19 protein-coding genes and 1 pseudogene are annotated in these 20,053 nt (G+C 73.5%); 12 read left to right on the forward strand and 8 right to left on the reverse strand.

Features of this window, described 5'->3' with window-relative positions; all coding sequences use genetic code 11:
• Both AOK09_RS38080 and AOK09_RS22380 read left to right on the forward strand, forming a co-directional pair.
• A partial coding sequence (locus tag AOK09_RS38080) for a ricin-type beta-trefoil lectin domain protein (RefSeq protein ID WP_079063321.1) occupies window positions 1-1,306 on the forward strand: 1,306 nt, incomplete at its 5' end.
• Window positions 1,307-1,641: 335 nt separating this feature from the next.
• Entirely contained in the window at window positions 1,642-2,364 is a 723-nt protein-coding gene (locus tag AOK09_RS22380) for a DUF2625 family protein (RefSeq protein WP_055589018.1), read from the forward strand.
• A gap of 162 nt (window positions 2,365-2,526) precedes the next feature.
• On the opposite strand, the gene AOK09_RS22385 is transcribed toward AOK09_RS22380, so the two are convergent.
• Complete coding sequence (locus tag AOK09_RS22385) at window positions 2,527-3,297, reverse strand: class I SAM-dependent methyltransferase (protein ID WP_055589019.1); 771 nt, start codon at window positions 3,295-3,297, stop codon at window positions 2,527-2,529.
• 238 nt (window positions 3,298-3,535) lie between these two features.
• Here AOK09_RS22385 and AOK09_RS22390 point away from each other — a divergent pair, with 238 nt between their 5' ends.
• From AOK09_RS22390 to AOK09_RS22405, 4 genes are all read left to right on the forward strand, one after another.
• Window positions 3,536-4,561 (forward strand): MDR family NADP-dependent oxidoreductase, encoded by a 1,026-nt coding sequence (locus AOK09_RS22390; RefSeq protein WP_055589020.1) that lies wholly within the window; start codon window positions 3,536-3,538, stop codon window positions 4,559-4,561.
• Between the two features lie 84 nt (window positions 4,562-4,645).
• Window positions 4,646-5,008 carry a MerR family transcriptional regulator gene (locus AOK09_RS22395; RefSeq protein WP_055589021.1) on the forward strand — a complete coding sequence of 121 codons (363 nt, stop codon included), beginning with the start codon at window positions 4,646-4,648 and terminating at the stop codon, window positions 5,006-5,008.
• A 200-nt stretch (window positions 5,009-5,208) separates the two neighbouring features.
• A complete protein-coding gene (locus AOK09_RS22400) occupies window positions 5,209-5,457 on the forward strand; it encodes a hypothetical protein (protein WP_157875994.1) in 249 nt (82 codons plus the stop codon).
• A gap of 196 nt (window positions 5,458-5,653) precedes the next feature.
• Complete coding sequence (locus AOK09_RS22405; protein WP_055589023.1) at window positions 5,654-6,820, forward strand: magnesium and cobalt transport protein CorA; 1,167 nt, start codon at window positions 5,654-5,656, stop codon at window positions 6,818-6,820.
• A 22-nt stretch (window positions 6,821-6,842) separates the two neighbouring features.
• Here AOK09_RS22405 and AOK09_RS22410 read toward each other — a convergent pair whose 3' ends face one another.
• Entirely contained in the window at window positions 6,843-8,156 is a 1,314-nt protein-coding gene (locus tag AOK09_RS22410) for an MFS transporter (protein WP_063796034.1), read from the reverse strand.
• Window positions 8,157-8,462: 306 nt separating this feature from the next.
• On the opposite strand from AOK09_RS22410, the gene AOK09_RS22415 reads away from it, so the two are divergent.
• Entirely contained in the window at window positions 8,463-9,419 is a 957-nt protein-coding gene (locus AOK09_RS22415) for an ADP-ribosylglycohydrolase family protein (RefSeq protein WP_055589024.1), read from the forward strand.
• A gap of 243 nt (window positions 9,420-9,662) precedes the next feature.
• On the opposite strand, the gene AOK09_RS22420 is transcribed toward AOK09_RS22415, so the two are convergent.
• On the reverse strand, window positions 9,663-10,382 hold the full coding sequence (locus AOK09_RS22420) for a VWA domain-containing protein (RefSeq protein ID WP_055589025.1): 720 nt from the start codon (window positions 10,380-10,382) through the stop codon (window positions 9,663-9,665).
• 326 nt (window positions 10,383-10,708) lie between these two features.
• Between AOK09_RS22420 and AOK09_RS22425 the strand changes: the two genes are divergently transcribed.
• The 4 genes from AOK09_RS22425 to AOK09_RS22440 all read left to right on the forward strand — a co-directional run bounded on the left by AOK09_RS22425 (window position 10,709) and on the right by AOK09_RS22440 (window position 13,542).
• Window positions 10,709-11,848 (forward strand): winged helix DNA-binding domain-containing protein, encoded by a 1,140-nt coding sequence (locus AOK09_RS22425; protein ID WP_055589026.1) that lies wholly within the window; start codon window positions 10,709-10,711, stop codon window positions 11,846-11,848.
• A gap of 196 nt (window positions 11,849-12,044) precedes the next feature.
• Window positions 12,045-12,284: a plasmid mobilization protein gene (locus AOK09_RS22430; RefSeq protein WP_055589027.1), complete on the forward strand. Its 240-nt coding sequence runs from the start codon at window positions 12,045-12,047 to the stop codon at window positions 12,282-12,284.
• Entirely contained in the window at window positions 12,281-12,655 is a 375-nt protein-coding gene (locus AOK09_RS22435) for a hypothetical protein (protein ID WP_055589028.1), read from the forward strand. Before AOK09_RS22430 ends, AOK09_RS22435 begins: the two co-directional genes overlap by 4 nt.
• Before the next feature lie 380 nt (window positions 12,656-13,035).
• On the forward strand, window positions 13,036-13,542 hold the full coding sequence (locus AOK09_RS22440) for an ATP-binding protein (protein ID WP_079063323.1): 507 nt from the start codon (window positions 13,036-13,038) through the stop codon (window positions 13,540-13,542).
• A 253-nt stretch (window positions 13,543-13,795) separates the two neighbouring features.
• On the opposite strand, the gene AOK09_RS22445 is transcribed toward AOK09_RS22440, so the two are convergent.
• The 5 genes from AOK09_RS22445 to AOK09_RS22465 form a co-directional block, all read right to left on the reverse strand.
• Complete coding sequence (locus tag AOK09_RS22445; protein WP_055589029.1) at window positions 13,796-14,527, reverse strand: SDR family oxidoreductase; 732 nt, start codon at window positions 14,525-14,527, stop codon at window positions 13,796-13,798.
• A gap of 159 nt (window positions 14,528-14,686) precedes the next feature.
• Window positions 14,687-15,142, reverse strand: coding sequence for a sigma-70 family RNA polymerase sigma factor family protein (locus AOK09_RS22450; RefSeq protein ID WP_055589030.1), 456 nt, complete (start codon window positions 15,140-15,142; stop codon window positions 14,687-14,689).
• A gap of 240 nt (window positions 15,143-15,382) precedes the next feature.
• Window positions 15,383-16,270 carry an RNA polymerase sigma-70 factor gene (locus AOK09_RS22455; RefSeq protein WP_107101415.1) on the reverse strand — a complete coding sequence of 296 codons (888 nt, stop codon included), beginning with the start codon at window positions 16,268-16,270 and terminating at the stop codon, window positions 15,383-15,385.
• 295 nt (window positions 16,271-16,565) lie between these two features.
• Window positions 16,566-17,771: an NAD(P)/FAD-dependent oxidoreductase gene (locus tag AOK09_RS22460; protein WP_079063322.1), complete on the reverse strand. Its 1,206-nt coding sequence runs from the start codon at window positions 17,769-17,771 to the stop codon at window positions 16,566-16,568.
• Window positions 17,772-18,035: 264 nt separating this feature from the next.
• Window positions 18,036-19,361, reverse strand: a complete 1,326-nt coding sequence (locus tag AOK09_RS22465; protein WP_063796035.1) for an MFS transporter — start codon at window positions 19,359-19,361, stop codon at window positions 18,036-18,038.
• A 138-nt stretch (window positions 19,362-19,499) separates the two neighbouring features.
• On the opposite strand from AOK09_RS22465, the pseudogene AOK09_RS22470 reads away from it, so the two are divergent.
• Window positions 19,500-20,053 (forward strand): annotated as a pseudogene (locus AOK09_RS22470) (hypothetical protein); the annotation flags it as partial.

Raw genomic sequence — 20,053 nt, forward strand, 5'->3', positions numbered from 1 at the left:
CGCCCGGCGCTGTCGCCGGGCCGGGGCACTGACGGCGGCCGCCGTGCTCGCCGTCTTCGCGTTCGCCCCCGCACCCGCCGGCGCGGTGACCGTCCCCTCGGCGCCCTCCGGGTGGACCACGGTGTTCAGCGACGACTTCGCGGGGTCGGCGGGCAGTGCGCCCAACTCCTCGAAGTGGACCTACGACACCGGGCCGGGCTCCAACTTCGGAACCGGCGAGATCGAGACCATGACCAGTTCGACCAGCAATGTCTCCCTGGACGGCAGCGGTCATCTCAACATCACCGCGCTGGGGAGCGGCAGCAACTGGACGTCCGGCCGGATCCGGACCCCCAACGCCGTCGTCGGCGCCCCCGCCGGAGGCAAGCTGCAGGTCACCGCGTCCATCAAGCAGCCGAACCCGGGCAGCGGCCTGGGCTACTGGCCGGCCTTCTGGATGCTGGGACAGGGGCAGTGGCCGGAGAACGGCGAGATCGACATCATGGAGGACGTGAACGCGCTCTCACAGGTTGCCGGCACGATCCACTGCGGCACCTACCCGGGCGGGGTGTGCAACGAGGGCAACGGCATCGGCAGCGGTCTTCGGGCCTGCTCCGGCTGCCAGACCGGCTACCACACGTACTCGATGGTCCTCGACAGGACCAACACCTCGGCCGAGTCCATCACCTGGTACCTGGACGGCAGCCAGTACTTCAGCGTGAACGAGAGCCAGGTCGGGGCCGCCGCCTGGCAGCAGGCCTTCGACCACAACCTGATGATCATTTTTGATCTGGCGATCGGCGGAGGCTTCCCCAACGGCGTGTGCGGCTGCACCACGCCGACCTCCTCGACCACCTCGGGCGCGACGATGAGCGTCGGGTACGTCGCGGCGTACACCACCACCGGCGGAAGCAGCGGTGGCGGCGGTGGCGGCACCGGAACAGGTGGCGCCATCACCGGGTACGGCGGCCTCTGCCTGGACGACCGCTCGGCCGACACCTCCAACTACAACCCGATCCAGATCTACACCTGCAACGGCACCGCGGCGCAGAAGTGGACGTTCGTCCAGGCCGGGACGACCCTCCATGTGCTGGGCAAGTGCCTGGACATCTACGCGGGCGGCACCGCCAACGGCACCCAGGTGGATCTCTACGACTGCAACAACACCGCCGCCCAGGTGTGGATCCCGCAGTCCGACGGATCGCTGTACAACCCGCAGTCCAACAAGTGCCTGGACGACCCCAACTGGTCCACCACCGCGGGCACCCAGGTGCAGATCTGGGACTGCACGGGCGGCGCCAACCAGAAGTGGACCCTTCCCTCCTGACCTGAACGGGACCGGCGCCCGCCAGCCCCGGGCGCCGGCAAGGGCCACGGGGCCGGGACGGGCCCGCACGGGCGCTCGCCTGTGCGGGCCCGTCCAGCCGGTCGGCGGACGCCCGGCGGCAGCGGCGACAGCACCGGACCGGCCTCCGGGTCACGGGGGCCCGTGGGTGCCGCACCGCCTGCACGGCGGCTCTGTCCGTCTGATCGCCCCGTCCGGCTGACCGCCCCGCAAGCCCGCCGTGCGACCCGCACGACCGCGGCATGCCGGTCGTCCTGCGGCAGCTCCGGCACCGGCCCGGTCCCCGAGGTCGACCAGCGGGCTGCGATCATCTTCGGATGCGCGAGATCAGCGAGTTGACCAATGTGGACGATCCGGCGTGGCCCGGGCTTCAGGAGCTGCTCGCGGCGAGCGCCGTGTCCGCGCAGGTGCTGCCGGCCGACCGCGACCAGGGGCGCCGGTGCCTGCTGCAGCTGCAGGTCACCGCGCGGTCCCTGCTCGGTGCGCTGGTGCTGAACACCGGCGGACTGCTCCTGGACGACGGGTGGGTGCGCGTCTACGGCGGTCCGGCGGCGGACGCGAGCCTGCCGGGTCTGGCACAGGTCAACGGGTTCCCGGCGGTGTTCGATCCCGCCTGGCATCCTGCGACCGGTCTCGTCGTCGGTCATGACGTCCTGGGTGGGGTCTTCGCGCTCAACGGCCATGATCCTGCCGCTGCCGGCCGCCCGGGGGCACCGGGGCAGATGACCTACTTCGCTCCGGACACGCTCGCCTGGGAGGCGCTGGAGATGGGTCACTCCGCATGGGTCTCCTGGCTGCTGTCGGGTCGTCTGGAGACCTTCTACGACGGGCTGCGCTGGCCCGGCTGGCAGGAGGAGGCCACCGCCCTCGCCCTCTCCCAGGGGATCACCGTCTTTCCGTTCCTGTGGTCCGAGGAGGCCCATGCGGACCTCGCGGCCACGCGCCGGGCCGCGGTGCCGATGCGGCAGATCCTGGGGATTGCGGCGGATTTCGCCGACCAGCTGGGCGGGCCAGGCCCCGGCTTCCTCGGCGAAGTGTGAGCCGCCCCGGTCCGTTCTGCCTGGTGCTCCCCGGCCCGGCAGGCAGCGCCCTCTGCGTTGAGCCCCTCAGACGGTCACCAGGTCCCGCGCCGGGTGCCGGCATGCTCGTCCTGCTCGCCCCCGCGCATGAGCGGGACACGCATGACGTCACACACCGCCCGCTCAGGCCCGGCGACGGGCTCGATAGCACCGTGTGACATAGGGCATGTGGAGCCGGTCCCCGGCCGACAAGCCGGGGTGACGCAGGGCCAGCTGCCGGACCTGGGCGAGCAGGTGCGTCCGCTGGGCCTCCGGCATGGTGATGACGTAGCTGCGCGAGGCCACCAGGTCGACGAGCTCTCCGATGCCCAGCTCATGGCGCCACTCCACGGCGCAGGTCTCCAGCGCGCCGAAGGGCCCGGACCGTTCCGCGACGGCGCTGGTGCCGACGCCGCTGGTGGGCGGGGCGCCCTCCGGATGCAGAAGGCGACCCAGCTCGGCCGTCCAGTCGTCCCGCTCGTCCCGTATGTTCCACAGCAGTCCGAGGGTCCCGCCCGGAGCCAGGACACGTGCGGCCTCGGGGACCGCCCGCCGGGTGTCGACCCAGTGCCACGCCTGCGCCACCAGGACCGCGTCCACACTGCTCCCGGGCACAGGGATCGCCTCTGCCGTCCCCTCCAGGACGCGGGCCTGCGGTACCGCGGCCGCCAACTGCCCCCGCATGCCCGCCGAGGGCTCCACCGCGGTGACGTCCAGTCCCCGCGCCGTCAGCTGACGCGTCAGCTTGCCGGTGCCCGCACCCAGGTCGAGCACGCGCGGCCCCGCGCCGTCCAGCAGCCAGGTCACCGCCTCGCCCGGGTAGGGCGGCCGGCCCCGCTCATAGGCGTCGGCCGCAGCGTCGAAGGACTTCGCCTGCCTCGCCCGCTCGTCCGCGTGCGCCTCACCGCTCGTCATGGGCGCCACCCTAGACGAACGGTTCCGCCGCCGGGGCACGGGAGCGGCGGATACGGGCCTCGTCGCTGGGGGGAGGCCCGGTGCACCACGGCTGTGGGTCCAGGTGCGGCCGCGCCACCCGGCGGCCGCCTCCGGGGAGCCGCCCGTCGGCGGCTTGACCCTGACGTGCGGGTCAGGGGTTAGCGTCACCGCGTCCGCACGGCGACAGCGCCGTCCTCCACCCGCCGGGAGCCCGAAGATGACCTCCGCCCTGCCCCGAACCGCCCGCGAAGTCCGGCTCGCCGCCATGCCCGGGGGGCTGCCGTCGCCGGAGCACTTCGCCGTCGTCGAGACGCCCCTGCCCGTGCCCGGCCCGGGTCAGGTGCTGGTCAGGAACCGGCACTTCCTGGTCTTCCCCGGTCTGCGCACTCTGATCGGAGGAGAGGTCGACGGTCTGCCGCTGCCGCGACTGCACAGCGGCGACACGCTGTTCGGCCCGGCCGTCGGTGAGGTGGTGGCCGCGCCGGGCGACAGCCGGCTGCGCCCCGGTGACGGCGTCCTCCATATGCTCGGCTGGCGCGAGTACGCGCTGGTGCCCGCCGCACAGTGCACCCCGCTGGGCGACGTGCTGCCCGATCCGGTCGCGTACCTCGCCCAGGGTTCGGCCGCCTACGGCGCGCTGACCCGGCTCGCGGACGTCCGCCGGGGCGACACCGTCCTGGTCACCGGGGCCACGGGAGCGGTGGGATCCATGGCGGGGCAGATCGCCCGGCTGCTCGGCGCCGGGAGGGTGATCGGCACCACCGGCTCGCCGCGGAAGGCCGAGCGGCTGGTTGCCGAACTGGGCTATGACGCGGTCCTGCTGCGCGGGGCCGGGTCCTTCGCCGCGCAGCTCGCCGAGGCGGCGCCCGAAGGGGTGGACGTCCTGCTGGACAACGTCGGCGGCGAGCAACTGGTGGCCGCTCTCGGCGCGGCCCGGCGCGGCGCGCGCTTCGCCCTGGTCGGGGCGCTCTCGGGGCAGCTGTCGGCGGACCGCGCCGGCGGCAGCGCACCCGTGGAGCTCGACGCCTACCGGATCGTCGTCAAGGGGGTGTCCTTGCGCGGATACAGCGGCGCGGACCATCCTGACGTGGAGGACGAGTGGACCAGGCGTTTCGGTGCCTGGCTGCGCTCCGGTGAGATCCGCTTCCCCCGCACCGCGCTCGTCGGCATCGACCGCGCGCCCCGGGCGTTGCCGGAGCTGATCGGCGGACGACACTTCGGAGCCGTCACGGTGGAGCTGTAGCGGGGCCGCACCGGCGACCGCGGTCGCCGGTGCGTGGCGGCTCGTCGGGCGCGTACCGGCGGGAACTGGGCGAGGGCGGGGCGTATGCGGATCGGTGAAGCGGCGGCGGCAGCGGGTACCACGCCCAGAGCGCTGCGGTTCTACGAGCAGCGCGGACTGCTGCCCCCGCCCGCCCGCACCGCCGCAGGCCAGCGCGACTACGGGCCCGGCGAGGTCGCCAGGGTCCGCGTCATCCGGGAACTGCTGGCCCTCGGGCTCACCGTCGAGGATCTGCGCACCCGCGCCGACCGCCTCCATCTGCTCACTGAGCACCCGCCGCCGCGGTGCGGTTCCGGCGGCCGGCCGGGCGCCTTCGGCGAGGTGGTCGCCCACCGGCTCGCCGCGATCGACGCCGAGATCGACCGGCTCACACGGCTGCGTGACAGCCTTGCCCGACGGGCCTCCTGACCTGGCGGACGGCGACCGCGCCGGCCTGGCGCCGCCGTGGACGGAGCCGCCCTTCGACGCGGTTCACGGGTCGCGGCGCAGCGGACGGCGCCGAGGGGCGTCCCGGCCCCTGAAGATCCCTGACCCGGGGAGGACAGCGGCTGTACAGTCGCCCTGACCGGCATCATCAAGGATCAGGCCCTGGACGCGGTGTTCCCACCTTGACGGCAGTACTGACCGGGTTGGCCCCGCTCACACCGGACGGCTTCGAGTTGCAGGTCGACTGGGACGGACGATGGGTCCGGTACTCGTTTTGCGTCGAGACCTGTGGGCAGTTCACCCTGATCCGCTGGGATCGGCCGCTGGAATGCGAGCTGGCCCAGGAGTTCACGGTGCTGCGGGCACTCAACAGGGTCGCCGGACGGATCGCCTCCGGAGACGAACCCGCTCTGCCGATGCCGCTGGAATGAGCGGCGAGCAGCGGCGCTGCGGCACCTGAGACCGAACCCCTCCCCGCGCCGGTGACCACCAAGTGCCCGCCCCTGCGGAGCGAGGTGGCCCGGCGAGCGGGATACGGGCAGGCGCCGTGCCGCACCGCCCGGCGCCCGGCTCTGCGGTTGTGCCACCGATGCCCGGGGCGGATGCTGACCCGTGGAGGTTTCTGCCATGGCCGACCGGCGCACGCCCCCCGCCCGTGGTCGCTGGCGCCCGTTCTCCCGTCCGGGCGGGTCGGCCACCGGTGGGGCGCTTCCCGCCCCCGAGCACTCGATGGACCCCAGGCTGGAGGCCGAGCCGGAGGTCGTCGCACTGGAGGGCTCAGTGGTGGACGCGGCCGTCTACCGCGACGGCCGCCGGATCGCGGCGTCCCGGAGCCTGGAGGAGATCTACCGGCAGCTGCCCGGAGAGCCCGGCACCATGGCCTGGATCGGGCTGCTCCGTCCCGCCGAGGCGCAGCTGCTGGAGGCGGCCGAGCGGTTCCATCTGCACGAGCTGGCGGTGGAGGACGCCATCGTCGCCCACCAGCGCCCCAAGCTCGAACGCTACGGCGACACGCTCTTCGTCGTCCTGCGCCCCGCCCGCTACCTGGACGACGTCGAGGAGGTCGACTTCGGCGAACTCCACCTGTTCGTCGGCCCGGACTTCGTCCTCACCGTCCGCCACTCGCAGGCACCCGACCTGTCCGTGGTGCGCCGCCGGCTGGAGGGCGATCCGGAGCTGCTCGCCCTGGGCCCCGAGGCGGTGCTGTACGCCGTGCTGGACGCCGTGGTCGACGGCTACGCGCCGGTGATCGCCGGGCTGCAGAACGACATCGACGAGATCGAGACGGAGGTGTTCGGCGGGGATCCCAATGTGTCGCGGCGCATCTACGAGCTGTCCCGCGAGGTCATCGAGTTCCAGCGCTCCACCGGTCCGCTGCTGGACATCATGGCCAATCTGCAGGCCGGCTTCACCAAGTACGGCACCGACGAGGAGCTCCAGCGCTATCTGCGCGACGTCGCCGACCACGCCACCACCGCCGCCGAGCGGGTCGACGGCTTCCGGCAGATGCTGCAGAACATCCTCACCGTGAACGCCACCCTGGTCTCCCAGGCGCAGAACGAGGAGATGAAGCAGCTCGCCAAGGGCGGCCACGCCCAGAACGACGAGATCAAGAAGATCTCCGCCTGGGCCGCCATCCTCTTCGCCCCCACCCTGATCGGCACCGTCTACGGCATGAACTTCCACGACATGCCCGAGCTGAGGTGGGTGTTCGGCTACCCGTTCGCCCTGGGGCTCATGGGACTGGTCTGCCTGGTCCTCTATCTCGTCTTCAAGCGCCGCGACTGGCTCTGAGCCGCCACCGGGTCGTGCGCGGTCAGGCGCGCGGCCGGGTGGCGCCGGGCCGGTCCGCCGGGTCGCCCGGGAGGTCCTGCGGTCCGGTCCGGTGGCCGGTGGCGGCGGGCTGCTCCGTCCCCGCCGCCGGGACGCCGCCGTTCGGCGGCCTGACGACCGCGCTGACCAGTGCGGCGACGCCGAGGAGTACCGCGACCGCGACGACGGCCCGCAGCACCGTGAGGTGGTCGGCGAGGAAGCCGACCGAGGGCGGGCCCGCGAGGAAGGCGCAGTAGCCGATGGAGGCGATGACGCTGACGCGGCCGGCTGCGTACCGGGGCTCGTCGGCGCCGGCGCTCATGCCGACGGGGAACCCGAGGGAGGCGCCCACGCCCCACAGGACGGCGCCGGCGAACGCGAGGGGCGTCACGGGTGCGAAGACGAAGAGCAGCGTGCCGGCGATGCCGAGCACGGCCAGGGCGCGGACCACGGACACCCGGCCGTACCGGTCGAGCAGCCCGGGTCCGAACCAGCGCCCGAGGGTCATCGCCGAGAGGAACACGGCGAACGCGAGGGTGCCGACGGCGGCCGGCACGCCGTAGCCGTCGATCGCGGCGACGCCGACCCAGTCGTTGCCGGTGCCCTCGGCGAACGCGAAGGCGAGGACGAAGACGCCGATCAGCAGCGTACGGGGCTCCCGCCAGGCGGCGAGCGCGCTGCGCCGTCCGGTCTCCTCCGGGTGTTCCTCCACCCCGGCCGCGTCGTGCACGAAGCTGCGGGCTCCCCAGGGGACGACGAGGCCGACGACGGCCGCGACGACGAGCAGGTGGACGGTGACCGGCACATGCAGGGCCACCATGGCCGCGCCGATGAGGGCTCCCGCGACGGTGCCGAGGCTGTAGCCGGCGTGGAACCGGGACATGATGGACCGCCCGAGGTGACGCTCGACCAACGCCCCCTGGACGTTCATCGCCACATCCCAGGCGCCGCTGGCGAAACCCAGCAGAAAAAGTCCGGCCACCATGGGGACCAGGCCTCCCAGGTACCCCAGGGCGATGGTCGCCAGGCCCGCGGTGAGCACCACCGCCATCACCGCGACGGTGCGCCTGGAGCCCAGGCGGTGGACGACCGGTCCGGCGAGCGGGAGGGCGACGAGGGAGCCCGCCGCGATGGCCAGCAGCACCAGGCCGAGCTGGGCCGGCGACAGGTTCAGGTGGTCGCGGACCTGCGGAATGCGGGAGGCCCAGCCGGCGAAGGCGAAACCGCAGCCGATGAAGGCGATGTAGGTGCCCCGGACGCCGCCTCGGACGTCGTGCGGCGAGGGTGCGGCTACAGGTGCGGCGGGCGCGGACGGCATGTGGGGAAGCTCCGTGGAGGGTGGACGTCGGGACGGCTGCGGGCCCGGACGTTGCTGGACCCCCACCACGTCGGGGCGGCCGAACCGGCCTCGGCGGGCTCCGGGCGGCCGAACGGCCGGGGGCCGCCCGCCGCCGTGCGCGCGCCCAACGTCGTGGTGTCGCCGCCGCCGGGCTGCGGAGGCATACGGACGATCGTACGCAACGACCCGCGGGCCCGTCCCCGGCACCGCAGCGGATGCGGCCACGGGGGCCGTGCGCAGCCGGGGGCGGGGCGGCCGGGCGGTCCTCGATAGCCTGCCCCGGTGATGGCGACGGCGACAGTGACGGCGACGGCGACGTGGAGCGAGCGGGCCGCCGGCGCGATCGTCGGCTCGGCGGTGGGCGATGCGCTGGGTGCCCCGTTCGAGTTCGGGCCCGCGGGGGCGTTCTCCGCCCGCTTCCCGGTGTGCGAGGCCGGCGGCGAGATGTGCGGAGGCGGGGGCTGGGATCCCGGGGAGGCGACGGACGACACGCAGATGGCGGTCCTTGTCGCGGAGTCCCTCGTCGAGCGGGGCCGGCTGGACCTGCCGGACGTCTTCGCCCGCTTCCAGCGGTGGGCCGCGGCCGAGCCCAAGGACATCGGGCTGCAGACCGAGGACGTGCTGACCAACGGCATGCCGTGGGACCTGGCCGCCGCCGCCCACTTCCGGACCACCGTGCGGGCGGCAGGCAACGGCTCGCTGATGCGTGCGTCCACGGCAGCGGTACGGTTCGCCCGCACCGGACCGCACACCACCATGGACGCGGCACGCCGCATCGCCGCCCTCACCCACGGCGACCCGGCGGCGTGGGAGGGCACGGCTGTCTTCCACGAACTCGTGCGCCGCGCACTCCACGGCGCCGACCCCCTTGCCGCGCTCCCGGAGATCCTGGACCTGGTCCACCCGGGGCACCGGGACCGGTACGCCGTGGTGCTCGCCCCGGACTGGCACCCCGGCCTGGCCACCGAGTTCAACGGTGCCGTGTGGCCGTGCCTGGGCTCCGCCGTCTGGGCACTGCGCACCACCGGCGGTTACGAGGAAGCGGTGCGCGCCGCGGTCGACCTCGGCGGCGACACCGACACCGTCGCGGCGGTCACCGGTGGCCTCGCCGGTGCCTGCTACGGCCTGGACGCGATTCCGGTGCGCTGGACCGAGCCGCTTCATGTCCCGCTGCCGGGTTCCGGCAACCGGGTGCTGCGTCTTGCCGAGCTGCTGGACCTCGCGCACCGTCTCGCAGCCTGACCTGCGCCCGCGGACCGGCCCGGTGTCCCGGGGGTCCGCCGCCGTTCCGGGGAACGGGCAGTGCACCGCGGGGCGCCGCGCGCCCGCAGGAAGGCGTATGCCGACACCGGGGGCCCGGCGGACGGCGTGCCACGCGACCTGCTGACGGGGGCCGGCCCGGCGTCCGGTCAGCGCACACCGGACGCCTCCGCCGCCGGACCCCTCCGCCGCCGGACCCCTCCGTCGCCGGACGCCCAGGGCCCGTCAGCCCCGGATGACTCCCGCCGCCCGCGCGGCCGCCAGCCACTGCGGGAACTCCCCCATCAGCGCGTCGTACAGCGCGGCGTCGGACCTCGTCCCCGGCTCCGCACCCGCCGCGTAGAACCCTGCGTTGTCCACGACACGCCGGCCCGGCACCGGCAGCTCGTCCAGCTTGCGCAGGAAGTCGAACTCCTTGCCGTCCGGGTCCCCGAAGCCGACGAACTGCCAGAACACCGGCAGCCGCGCCGCCGAACAGAGCAGCCGCTCCGCCGCCGACCGCGACGACGGTCCGCCGTCCGTCTGGAACACCACCAGGGCGGGCTGGTCCGATCCGGACGCCTCGTAGTGGTCGAGCACCGCCTGCATCGCCAGGTGGTAGTTGGTCCGGCCCATGGGGCCGCAGCTCTCATGGAGTGCGTTCACGCGGCCCTCGTACGCCTCCAGTGCGATCTCCGCGACACCGTCGACCCCGGTGGAGAAGAACACCACCGGCACGACCCCGTCGTCGTCCAGGTTGGCCGCCAGCCCCAGCACCTGCTCCGCCAGCCGCTGCACCGCCCCTTCCCGGTAGTGCCGCCGCATGCTGCCCGACCGGTCCAGCACCAGATAGACCGCGGCGCGCTCCCCCTCGACGCCGGCCTTCTCCAGCGAGACCCGTGCCCTCTTGTACAGGCTCACCAGCCCCGGCGCCGCTGCCTGCATCCTGTCCGGACTGATGGCCATGACCGTCCTCTTCGTGCCCGGCGACCGCTCGTCGCCGACGCCCCGCGCCGGGCACCGGCAACCCGCGGTGCGACGTGGTCCGTCGCGTCGGCCCACCGTACGCGCCGCTCCCTGCGGCGGCCAGAGGTCCGGCGCAGGCGACGGACCTGCCGCTTCGCCCGGTACCGCGATCCGTTTCCGGAAGGGCCGGCGCCCTTGCTCACCGCGGACGAACGGAACTCGCGGGACCTGCGACCGGGCGGCAGACCTGACCTGACGTCACGTCAGGATCAGCGGGGCGACCTTCGGCCGACGCCGTTGTCAGACCCGAGCTGCATACTCCCGCCATGAGTCTCACCGAGCGACAGCTCACCCTGGCCACCCTGGACCGCCAGTTGCTGCTCGAGCGCCGGCGCCTCGACGTCGCGGAGGCGGTCCGCCGTGTCTGTGCCCTGCAGGCGCAGACGCCGGCGTCGCCGTACCTGGCGCTGTGGAACCGTGTGCAGGACTTCGCGCCCGGGGACCTCGACGCGGCCTTCAGGGAACGCCGGATAGTGAAGGCGACACTGATGCGGATCACCCTGCATGCCGTGCACGCCGAGGACTACGCCCCCTACCACGCCGCCATGCAGAGCAGTCTGCGGGCGACACGGCTGTACGACCGCCGCTTCACCGCCACGGAGCTGACCCCCGGCGACGCCGACGCCCTGCTTCCGGAGCTTGCCGGGTTCCTGGCGAGGCCGCGCACCGGCGCCGAGGTGGAGCGCGAGGTCACGGGGCGGTTCGGCGAGCACGCCCGCCGCGTGTGGTGGGCGCTGCGCACCTTCGCGCCGGTGCACCATGCCCCGACCGGCGGTCCGTGGTCGTTCAAGCAGCCGAACGCCTATCTCGCCTCCCCCTCGGCTCCCGGATCCCCGATACCGGAAGCGGACGCCGGGGTGCAACGGCTGCTGGTCGCGTATCTGGGGGCGTTCGGGCCCGCGTCGGTCCGGGACTTCGCCCGGTTCACGCTGCTGACGCACTCCGTGATCACCCGGGCGCTGCACGGCCTCGGCGACCGGGTGGTCCCGGTACCAGGTCCCGGCCGCACCGCACTGTTCGACCTGGCGGACGCCGCTGTACCCGCCGAGGACACCCCGGCGCCGCCGCGACTGCTGCCGATGTGGGACAGCACGCTGCTGGCCCACACCGGCGCCGGCCGGATCGTGCCCGAGGCGTACCGGCCGCTGGTCGTCCGGCGCAATGGCGACGTGCTGCCCTGTCTGCTGGTCGACGGGCAGGTCGCCGGGGTGTGGCGCGCGGTCGGCGGCGGACTGGAGCTGACCTCCTTCCACAGGCTCGGCAGGGCCGACTGGCAGGGGCTGACGGAGGAGGCCGAGAGGCTGTCGGCCCTGCTCGCCGCCCGCGATCCGGCCGTCTACGGGCGCTACGGGCACTGGTGGACCAAGGGGTTCGCGGGTGTCGAGAGCACCGTCGTCAAGGTCTGACCTCTCAGCCGTGGGCCCGGGGTCCCCGGGCGGGGTGATCGGCCCAGGACCATGAGCGGTCCGGGGCCGTCACGTCGGGCCGTCCGCCGCCGACCTCGCTGCCGCGCACATCTGCCCGACGGCCGCCTGGCAGGTTCGGCGGACCGGCTTGGCAGATCGCGTTGTAGCGCAGCGAACGGGGCGCTACGCTCCCTTCATGAAGCAGATCAACATCCGGGTCGACGACGACACCTTCGCGGGGATCGAGGCCCGCGCCGAGGCTGCCGGGCTGACCGTCCCCGAGTACGCCCGCCAGGTCGTCGCCGACGAGTCCAACGACCTCCGGCACCGCTTCCTGACCGCCGGCGCGCACTTCACCGACGCCTGGGCCCCCGCCTTCGCCGAGGCCTTCGGCCCCTACCCGGCCAAGGCCAGGCAGGACGAGGCCGCCGCGTGATCGTCCGGATCGACCGCGCCTGGCTGCTCGACCTCGCCCACCAGCACATCCCCGGCGACCCCGACGTCCGGGACTTCGGCTCGCTGCAGGCCGCCGTGGCCCGGCACGCGGACGCGGTCATGGACGTGCTGGTCTACGCCGAGCCCCACCACCGGGCGGCCGCCCTCATGCACCAGCTCATCCGGGTCCCGGCCCTGGAGTACGCCAACGAACTGTTCGGCGCCGTCGCGGCCGCCTCCTACCTGGCGGTCTCCGGCGTCATCGTCACCGTGCATCCCAAGCAGGCCGCGGACCTCGCCGGCCGCATCGCCCGCGACGGCCTGGACGTCCGCCAGGTGGCCCAGGAGATCAAGCGGTGGGCCACCGGCTGAGGCCCGACGGGGCTCCGCAAGCGCTCTCGGCCCCAGCTTCGCCCCGGATGCGGGGGAGCCGGGCCGAGCCCCCTCCCAACCGCAGCGCCCGGCGCTTCGGCGTTCCCCAGGCCGCCCGGCGCCGCGGTACGGGACGCCGTAGGGTCCGGCTCGACGAAGGTGCGCTCGCCCTCGTCCGGGTCGTCACAGATGCGGCAGTGACCCGGTCCTAGTGTTCGCAGGCTCGATTCCACAGCCATCGCGGTGATCCGCGGCGTCCTGCCTGCGGCGACACGGAAGGCGACCGGTCAGGCCGATGAGCGGCCCCGGTACCGCGCGGTTGCCGCCGGCCCCGGCTCAGGCCCCGGCCTCCGGACGCATCCAGAAATGAGGTGGCCATCATGCCGACCACATCCGGCTGGGCGCAGCTGACACTCACCGCCCGCCAGATCCACACCTGGACCGCGGCCGACTCCGTCCCGCTCCCGTCGCGCTGGTGGCAGTCGGCGCACCGGGTGGCCTTCCGGCTGCCGCCGCTGGAGAAGGGGGTTCCGGTCTGCCGCAGGCTGGTACGGGCGTGGCTGGACGCCCGGCAGGTCTGCGACCGCGAATCGCGCCATGCGCTGCTGCTCATCGCCTCCGAATTCCTCGCCAATGCGATCCGGCACTCGGTCAGCACCTGGATCACCTGCCGCCTGTGGAGTTCGGGGGACCTGCTCTTCGTCGAGGTCGCCGACCAGGGCGGTGCGGCGTCGGTGCCGCGGATGCGCCGGCCCGGTGTGACGAGTGAGCACGGCCGCGGGCTGGCGCTGGCCACCGGCTCCGCCCGCGAGTGGGGGTGGCTGCGGACGGACGGCGGCTGCGCCGTCTGGGCGGCGGTCTCGTTCACACCCGGCTGGGGGTCGTGACCCGCCGCGGCCCGCACGGACCCGTCTGTTCCACCCGCGCGCCGGCGAGCCGGGCGGCTCAGGACGGGGCATGGATGCCCTCTCGTGGGCCGCGCGCGGCAGTCGCCAGCCGGGGACGCGGGTGCCGGAGCCGGAGGGTGAGGTGCGCGGCGGTGCCGGGGACGTCCCCAGCACCGCCGCGCACCTCCCGTTCGGCGCGCCCGGTCCCGGTCGGGACCGGGCGCGCCGGCTCGGGAGGCAGGGCCGGGCCGTACTACGCGAGCCAGTCGGCGTAGTGGGTGGGGGCGATATGGGCGTCCTCCTTGGCCGTGAGGACGTCCCCCCGGACCGCGGCGAACAGTCCGGCGTTCTCGTCCCGGACGACGGAGCGCCCGTCGGGCCGCGCCTCCAGGGTGATCCTGCCGAGTTCGTCGAGGGTGTAGACGTCGGGGCCGGCGACGTTGCGGATCCCCAGGAGCGGTTCGCCGACGGCCACCTCCACGACGGCGTCGGCGACGTCGGCGGCGGCGATCGGCTGGATCGAGGTACCGGGCAGGTGGACGGTGTCGCCGTCGGTGGTCCAGGACATGGTCGGCTCGACGAACTCCATGAACTGGGTGGCCCGGACGATGGAGTAAGGGATCGGGCCGTCCTCCAGGAGCCTCTCCTGCAGGACCTTGGCCCGGTAGTAGTCGAGCTCGGGCACCTGGTCGGCGCCGACGATGGACAGGATGACCATATGGCGTACGCCTGCCTTGTGGCCGGCGGCCAGCAGGTTGTCCATCGACGCGCGGAAGAACTCAGCGGAGGCGTCGTCGAAGGTGGGGGAATTGGTGAGGTTCACGACGACGTCCGCACCGGCCACCGCCTCCTCCACCCCGCTTCCCCCGACCACGTCGACCCCGGTGGACTTGGAGTGCGGCACGGCCTCGTGACCGGCTGCCCTCAGCTTGCTGACGACCTGTGAGCCGATCAGTCCGGTGCCCCCGATGACTGCGAACTTCATGGTGTTCCCATTTCCTCTCGAACAGAGAATTCTTTGCGGACGACGTCCGGTACCGCCGCATCGCCATGGGCCTGCGGCCTGCGGAGCGCCGGATCCGACGGCCGGCCCCACCTCCATGGTCGGACCGTCGCCTGTGGACCGCACGCGGGAGCGCAGCGGTCAGCTGCGGTTCCAGCTGCGGAGCTTGTCGGGGTTGAGCATCAGCCACACCTCGGTGATCCGCCCGGACCGTACGTCGAAGCTGACGACCCCGACCACCGTGCCGCCCTGGCGGAGGAGCAGGCCGGTCCTGCCGTTCACGGACCCGAGCAGGGCTTCCCGTCGCGGGAACTGCGCCAGCACACCGATCAGGAACCGGGCCGTGCGCTCCGCACCGCGGACCTGGCCCCGGGGAGCCCGGAACCTGCCGCCGTCATCGCTGAGCACGGTGGCGTCCGGGTCGAGCAGGCAGACGAGACCGGCGAGGTCGCCGTTCTCGCAGGCTGCCCGGAAGTCGGCGGCTGTACGGGTGTGAAGGTGCTCGGCCGCTCTCCCGCGGCCACCGCGGTCGCGGAACCGGCGACGGACGGAGGAGAGGAACCCCCGGTACAGCCGCGGGACCCGGCCGGTGGTCACGCCGGCCTCTTCCGGCGGCAACGCGAGAGCACCGTGCGGAACAGCAGCAGCCCGATCCGGGGGCGGGAGTCACGCATGGTCCTGGTTCTCCTCATCGCTGGATCCTTTCTGCGGCGCGGGGCGATGCGCGACCGGGTGCCGTGTCGCACCGGGTCGCGCACGCCTCCGGAACACGGGACTCAGGCCCGGGCGCCCGGCTTCACACCCGGGCTTCACACGCGGGCCGCTCAGGCCGGATGTTCAGGCCGCCATGGCGGTGAGCTTCGACGGGTTCATCACCCACATCACCCGGTCGATACCGTCCGCGCTGACACCGACCGTGACCACGGCGAACACCTCACCGTCGCGGGACAACCGCACAGCGGCGCGGCCGTTGGCCTCCACCGGCTCCACGGTGACGCCCACCCAGAAGCGGTCAGCGAACCCGTGCACGTACTTGGCGACCCGGTGACGGCCCACCACGGGGAACTTGGACGCCCGCACGGCCCCGCCGCCGTCGGAGTAGGAGACGACATCGTCGGCGAAGAGCGCCTCCAGTACGGTCACATCGCCCGTCTGCGCGGCGGCCACAAAGGCGGTCAGGAACCGCTGGTGCTCGGCGGCCTCGACGCTCGCACGCTTCTGCGCGGCCAGGTGTTTCCGTGCCCGGCTCGCCAGTTGGCGTACGTTCGCATTCGTGAGGCCGATGATTTCCGCGATCTGCTCGTAGGAGTAGTCGAACGCCTCCCTGAGCACATAGGCCGCCCGTTCGGTGGGGGTGAGTTTCTCCAGCAGCATCAGCACTGCGATCTCCAGCGCCTCCCCGCGTTCGGCGCCCAGCGCCGGGTCGCCGCTGGTGTCGACGGGCTCCGGCAGCCATGGGCCGACATAGGTCTCACGACGCACTCTCGCGGATTTCAGGACGTTGATCGCGAGCCTGGTCGTGGTCGTCGCAAGAAACGCCTGCGCGTTCTGCACCGTGGACCGGTCGTACGTCTGCCAGCGGATCCAGACCTCCTGGAGGACGTCCTCCGCCTCGGCGACGCTTCCCAGCATTCGGTAGGCGATTCCGAACATACGACCGCGGACCCCGAGGAAAACGGCCTCTGCTTCGTCGAGGCCCTCGGCGTCGTTCGCCGGATCGTTCATCGGCGGCATTGTTCGTCATCCTTGCTGGTCGAGAGTTCCCATCGCCGGTGTCCCGGGCCGGCAATGCGTCTGCAGTATGCGGCAGGAGCAGTGGAGGGCCCGGGATCCGGGCGGTGCCGGTGTCGCCGCACCGTCGCCCTCCACGATGCCCGCCCCGCGGTCCCGGCCGCCTGCCGCGCCGGTGACGACACGGCAGGCGTCTCCCGTCCGCGCCGCCCGTCCACGCCCCCGGCCGTGGCCTGCGCCGACCGTCGCCGCCGGGGGCGCCGTACGGACTCCGCAGCCGCCGGCGCGGTCAGAGGTTGGAGAAGCGGCCCGCCTGAGCGAGGATCTGCTCGGCGTCGTCGACCGGCGGGTAGATCCAGAGCGTGTTGATGTCCCGCTTGAGGGTCTTGGCGTCCTCGCCGGTCATCACGACCGTGCGCTCCCAGCCCTGGGTGACCACGGCGCCGGCCGGACCCAGGTCCAGGCAGGTGCTGTAGGGGTCGGGGGTGAAGGGCAGGGCCTCGGCTCCCAGCAGGTCGGCGACCACATTGTGGCCGGCGAACTTCCCCATGGGCAGGGCGTGCTGGCAGCTCTGCGTCGTCAGGTGCCCCTCCTCCGCGCGGGCGACGGCGGTGTCACCGGCGGCGTAGACGTCGGGCACTCCCGTCACCCGCAGGCGCGCGTCCACGCTCAGGCGGCCCAACCGGTCGCGTTCGCCGGGGATCTGTGCCGTCAGGGAGCTGGCGACCATACCGGCCGTCCACACCACGGTGGCCGCGGGGATCACCTCGCCGTCCGAGAGGGTGACGTCCCCGGCGGTCGCCGAGGAGACCGTACGCCCCAGACGCCGCTCGATCTTCAGCTCGTCGACCGCGCCGTCGATCTGCGGACGGGGCCCGGGGCCGAGCTCCGGCCCGAGGACGTCGGCGCGGTCGACCAGGACGACCCGTACCTCCTCGCCCGCGCCGTGCTCCTCGGCGGTGGCCCGCAGCCGCTCGCCCAGCGCGGTGGCCGCCTCCACACCGGTGAACCCGGCGCCCACCACGACGGCCGTGTACCGGCCGGCGGAGGCTGCGCGCCCGGGCAGTCGCCGCAGATGGTGGTCGAGGGCCGCCGCGGCGGGCAGGGTGTCGATGTCGAAGACGTGCTCGGCGCCGGGGAAGCCGGGGCGCACCAGCTCGCTGCCGGAGGCCAGCACCAGCTTGTCGTACGGCAGGGTCGTCTCCTCGCCGTTGCGCCCGACGGCACGTACGGCACGGGCCCCGGTGTCGATGCCGGTCACCGTCGCCGCGATCCGGCGCACCCCGATGGGGCCGAGGACCCGGTCCAGCGGCACGCGCATGCTCTGCGGGTCCTCCTCGTAGAGGCGGGGGCGGACGACCAGGTCGTCTCCCCCGCTGACCAGGGTGACCTGGATTTCCGCACCCGCCTCGCCCGCCTCACGTGCGGCTCGCGCAGCTCCTGCCGCGCTCCACACCCCGGCGAAGCCTCCGCCGATGACCAGGATGTTCTTCATGCTGTCTCCTCTGCCGTGATGGCCGTTGCACAGCGAGGACAGGGCAGCCCGGCGACCTGTGACACCGGCAGGGGTGTGACCTGCGTCTCCCGCGCGGCTGCGGGGCGCGGTGCCGGGACGCCACGGGCAGCCGGGCGGACGGTGCCCTGCCCGGCCGGGCGGGGCACGCCCTGGTCCGTCGGGCCCGCGGGGGCTCAGCCGCAGGCTCGTCCCGGCCAGCGCGATCCCGGCCGCACGGTCGGGTCTGCGGCTGAGCCGGACACCTCAGGCCTGCTGGGTGTCGGGAGCCGGATCGTCCACGGGCGGGGAGTCGTACGGGCCGCTGTCGGGTCGGTGGTCCGCTGGGGTCGCCGCGAGCGTGCGCCAGGAACCGGTGACGATGGCCAGCAGCAGCAGACCGGCGCAGGCGAATGCGACACGGGGGCCGGCGGCTCCCGCCAGGGCGCCGACGGCGAGGGCCGTGATCGGGCTCGCGCCCGGCAGCGCCATGGTCCATGCGCCCATGACCCGGCCGCGCAGTCCCGGTGCGGCCTGCAGCTGGACGAAGGTGTTGGCGCGGGCGACCATCCAGATCGAGCTGAAGCCGACCGCCGCCATGCCGAGGTAGAGCAGAGCGGGGTGGGGTGCGTAGGCGGTGGCGGTGGTGCAGAGGCCCGTGAGGCCTGCGAGGGCGGCCACCTGACGGCCCGTGGGTTCGCCGCCGCGTGCCGCGAGCAGGGCACCGGGCAGCGCGCCGACGCCGAAGACGCACACCAGCGCCGCATAGCCGCCTCCGCCGAGATGGAAGGCACGATCCGCCATCAGCGGGAACAGCAGGCCGGAGTTGAACAGGATGCCGGAGGCCGCGGCGATCAGCAGGCAGGAGCGGATCGCCGGAACGGACCAGGCGTAGCGCAGTCCGGCGCGCGCCGCACCGCGCCGGACGACCGGCGCGTCGGGGCGCTGGTCGGCGGTGGCCGCCGCGGGACGCTGGAGGAGCAGCACGGCGAGGGGGGCGAGGAAGGAGAGCGCGTTGACCAGGACGCAGGCGGCCGCTCCGAAGAGCACCAGCACCGTGCCGCCCAGTGCCGGGCCGAGGACCCGGGAGGTGTTGAGGATGACCTCGTACAGGCTGACGGCGCTGGCCAGCCGTCGGCGTCCGACCAGGTCGAGCACATAGACCTGCCGCGCGGGTCCGTCCAGGGCGAGGACCAGGCCGCTGCCCGCGGAGAGCACCAGGATCGACCAGTACGCCGCAAGGTGCGCCGCGATCAACGCGTACAGCGCGAGGCCCAGGGCCGTCAGTACGCTCTGGGTCGCGATCAGCACCCGGCGCCGGTCAAGCCGGTCCACCAGAGCGCCGCACCAGGCGCCGATGAGCAGGCTGGGGAGCACGGTCGCGGCGGAGAGCACACCGAGGTCCAGGGCGCTGCCGGTCATCTGCAGCACCAGCCAGGAGGTGGCGACCGCCTGGGTCATCCCGCCGGAGGCCGAGGTGATCTGGCTCAGGAACCACCATCGGAACGGCCGGTGGGAGAGCGCGGTGAACGGTGAGTCCCGCCGGGGCCGGACCGGCGGGCTGCCGGCGCTTGCGGTGCTCGGAACGGACATCTATTCTCCCGAAATCATGGGAACCTGAGCCGTGGCTCCGGCTGCCCGCGCAGCATATAGACGGTCAATCCGCTGCGCAGCAGGGATTTCAGGACCGCCGACTTCTCGCGGAACGAGGAAAACCCCCAGGAGGCAGGCGTGGACGCGACGGAGCGGGTGCGCAGAGCGGTCGAGACGAGCGACGGCACCACCCGCGCCGGCCTCGCCGCCGAACTCGGCCTGCCGCTGGGCACGGTGACCACGGCCGTCGCAGGTCTGCTGAGGGCGGGCGCACTGGCCGAGCGGCCCGCAGCCTCCACCGGACCCAGGACCGGCCGGCCCGCGATGCTCCTGGTCCCGGCCGGGGCCCCGCGCACCGTCGGCGCGGTCGTCTGGGCGCACGGCCGGCTGCAGGCCGCGGTCGCGACCTACGGCGGCACGGTGCTGGCCCGCGGCGACATGGCGGTCACCGGTGACGGGTCGGCTCCCGACGTGCTCGAACCCGCCTGGCGCTTCCTCGAGGAGACGGGACTGGGGCCGCTGGACCGGGTCGTCCTCGGGGTGCCCGCGCCCTTCCAGCGGGGTGTCGGCCTGCCGCCCGGCAGGCCGACACCCCGCTGGAAGGGCGCGGGCACCCCGAGGACGACCCGGTCCAGCGGCCCCAGTCCCGTCTCCTCGAGGAAGCGCCAGGCGGGTTCGAGCACGTCGGGAGC

This window comes from Peterkaempfera griseoplana (assembly GCF_001418575.1).
In the GTDB taxonomy this organism is placed as follows: Bacteria; Actinomycetota; Actinomycetes; order Streptomycetales; family Streptomycetaceae; genus Peterkaempfera; species Peterkaempfera griseoplana.

What these genes read in the sequence shown, in the direction of transcription:
- AOK09_RS22380 (WP_055589018.1), top strand. Translation starts at nt 1,642, where the DNA reads ATGCGCGAGATCAGCGAGTTGACCAATGTGGACGATCCGGCGTGGCCC.
- AOK09_RS22385 (WP_055589019.1), bottom strand. Translation starts at nt 3,297, where the DNA reads ATGACGAGCGGTGAGGCGCACGCGGACGAGCGGGCGAGGCAGGCGAAG.
- AOK09_RS22390 (WP_055589020.1), top strand. Translation starts at nt 3,536, where the DNA reads ATGACCTCCGCCCTGCCCCGAACCGCCCGCGAAGTCCGGCTCGCCGCC.
- AOK09_RS22395 (WP_055589021.1), top strand. Translation starts at nt 4,646, where the DNA reads ATGCGGATCGGTGAAGCGGCGGCGGCAGCGGGTACCACGCCCAGAGCG.
- AOK09_RS22405 (WP_055589023.1), top strand. Translation starts at nt 5,654, where the DNA reads ATGGCCGACCGGCGCACGCCCCCCGCCCGTGGTCGCTGGCGCCCGTTC.
- AOK09_RS22410 (WP_063796034.1), bottom strand. Translation starts at nt 8,156, where the DNA reads ATGCCGTCCGCGCCCGCCGCACCTGTAGCCGCACCCTCGCCGCACGAC.
- AOK09_RS22415 (WP_055589024.1), top strand. Translation starts at nt 8,463, where the DNA reads ATGGCGACGGCGACAGTGACGGCGACGGCGACGTGGAGCGAGCGGGCC.
- AOK09_RS22420 (WP_055589025.1), bottom strand. Translation starts at nt 10,382, where the DNA reads ATGGCCATCAGTCCGGACAGGATGCAGGCAGCGGCGCCGGGGCTGGTG.
- AOK09_RS22425 (WP_055589026.1), top strand. Translation starts at nt 10,709, where the DNA reads ATGAGTCTCACCGAGCGACAGCTCACCCTGGCCACCCTGGACCGCCAG.
- AOK09_RS22430 (WP_055589027.1), top strand. Translation starts at nt 12,045, where the DNA reads ATGAAGCAGATCAACATCCGGGTCGACGACGACACCTTCGCGGGGATC.
- AOK09_RS22440 (WP_079063323.1), top strand. Translation starts at nt 13,036, where the DNA reads ATGCCGACCACATCCGGCTGGGCGCAGCTGACACTCACCGCCCGCCAG.
- AOK09_RS22445 (WP_055589029.1), bottom strand. Translation starts at nt 14,527, where the DNA reads ATGAAGTTCGCAGTCATCGGGGGCACCGGACTGATCGGCTCACAGGTC.
- AOK09_RS22455 (WP_107101415.1), bottom strand. Translation starts at nt 16,270, where the DNA reads ATGAACGATCCGGCGAACGACGCCGAGGGCCTCGACGAAGCAGAGGCC.
- AOK09_RS22460 (WP_079063322.1), bottom strand. Translation starts at nt 17,771, where the DNA reads ATGAAGAACATCCTGGTCATCGGCGGAGGCTTCGCCGGGGTGTGGAGC.
- AOK09_RS22465 (WP_063796035.1), bottom strand. Translation starts at nt 19,361, where the DNA reads ATGTCCGTTCCGAGCACCGCAAGCGCCGGCAGCCCGCCGGTCCGGCCC.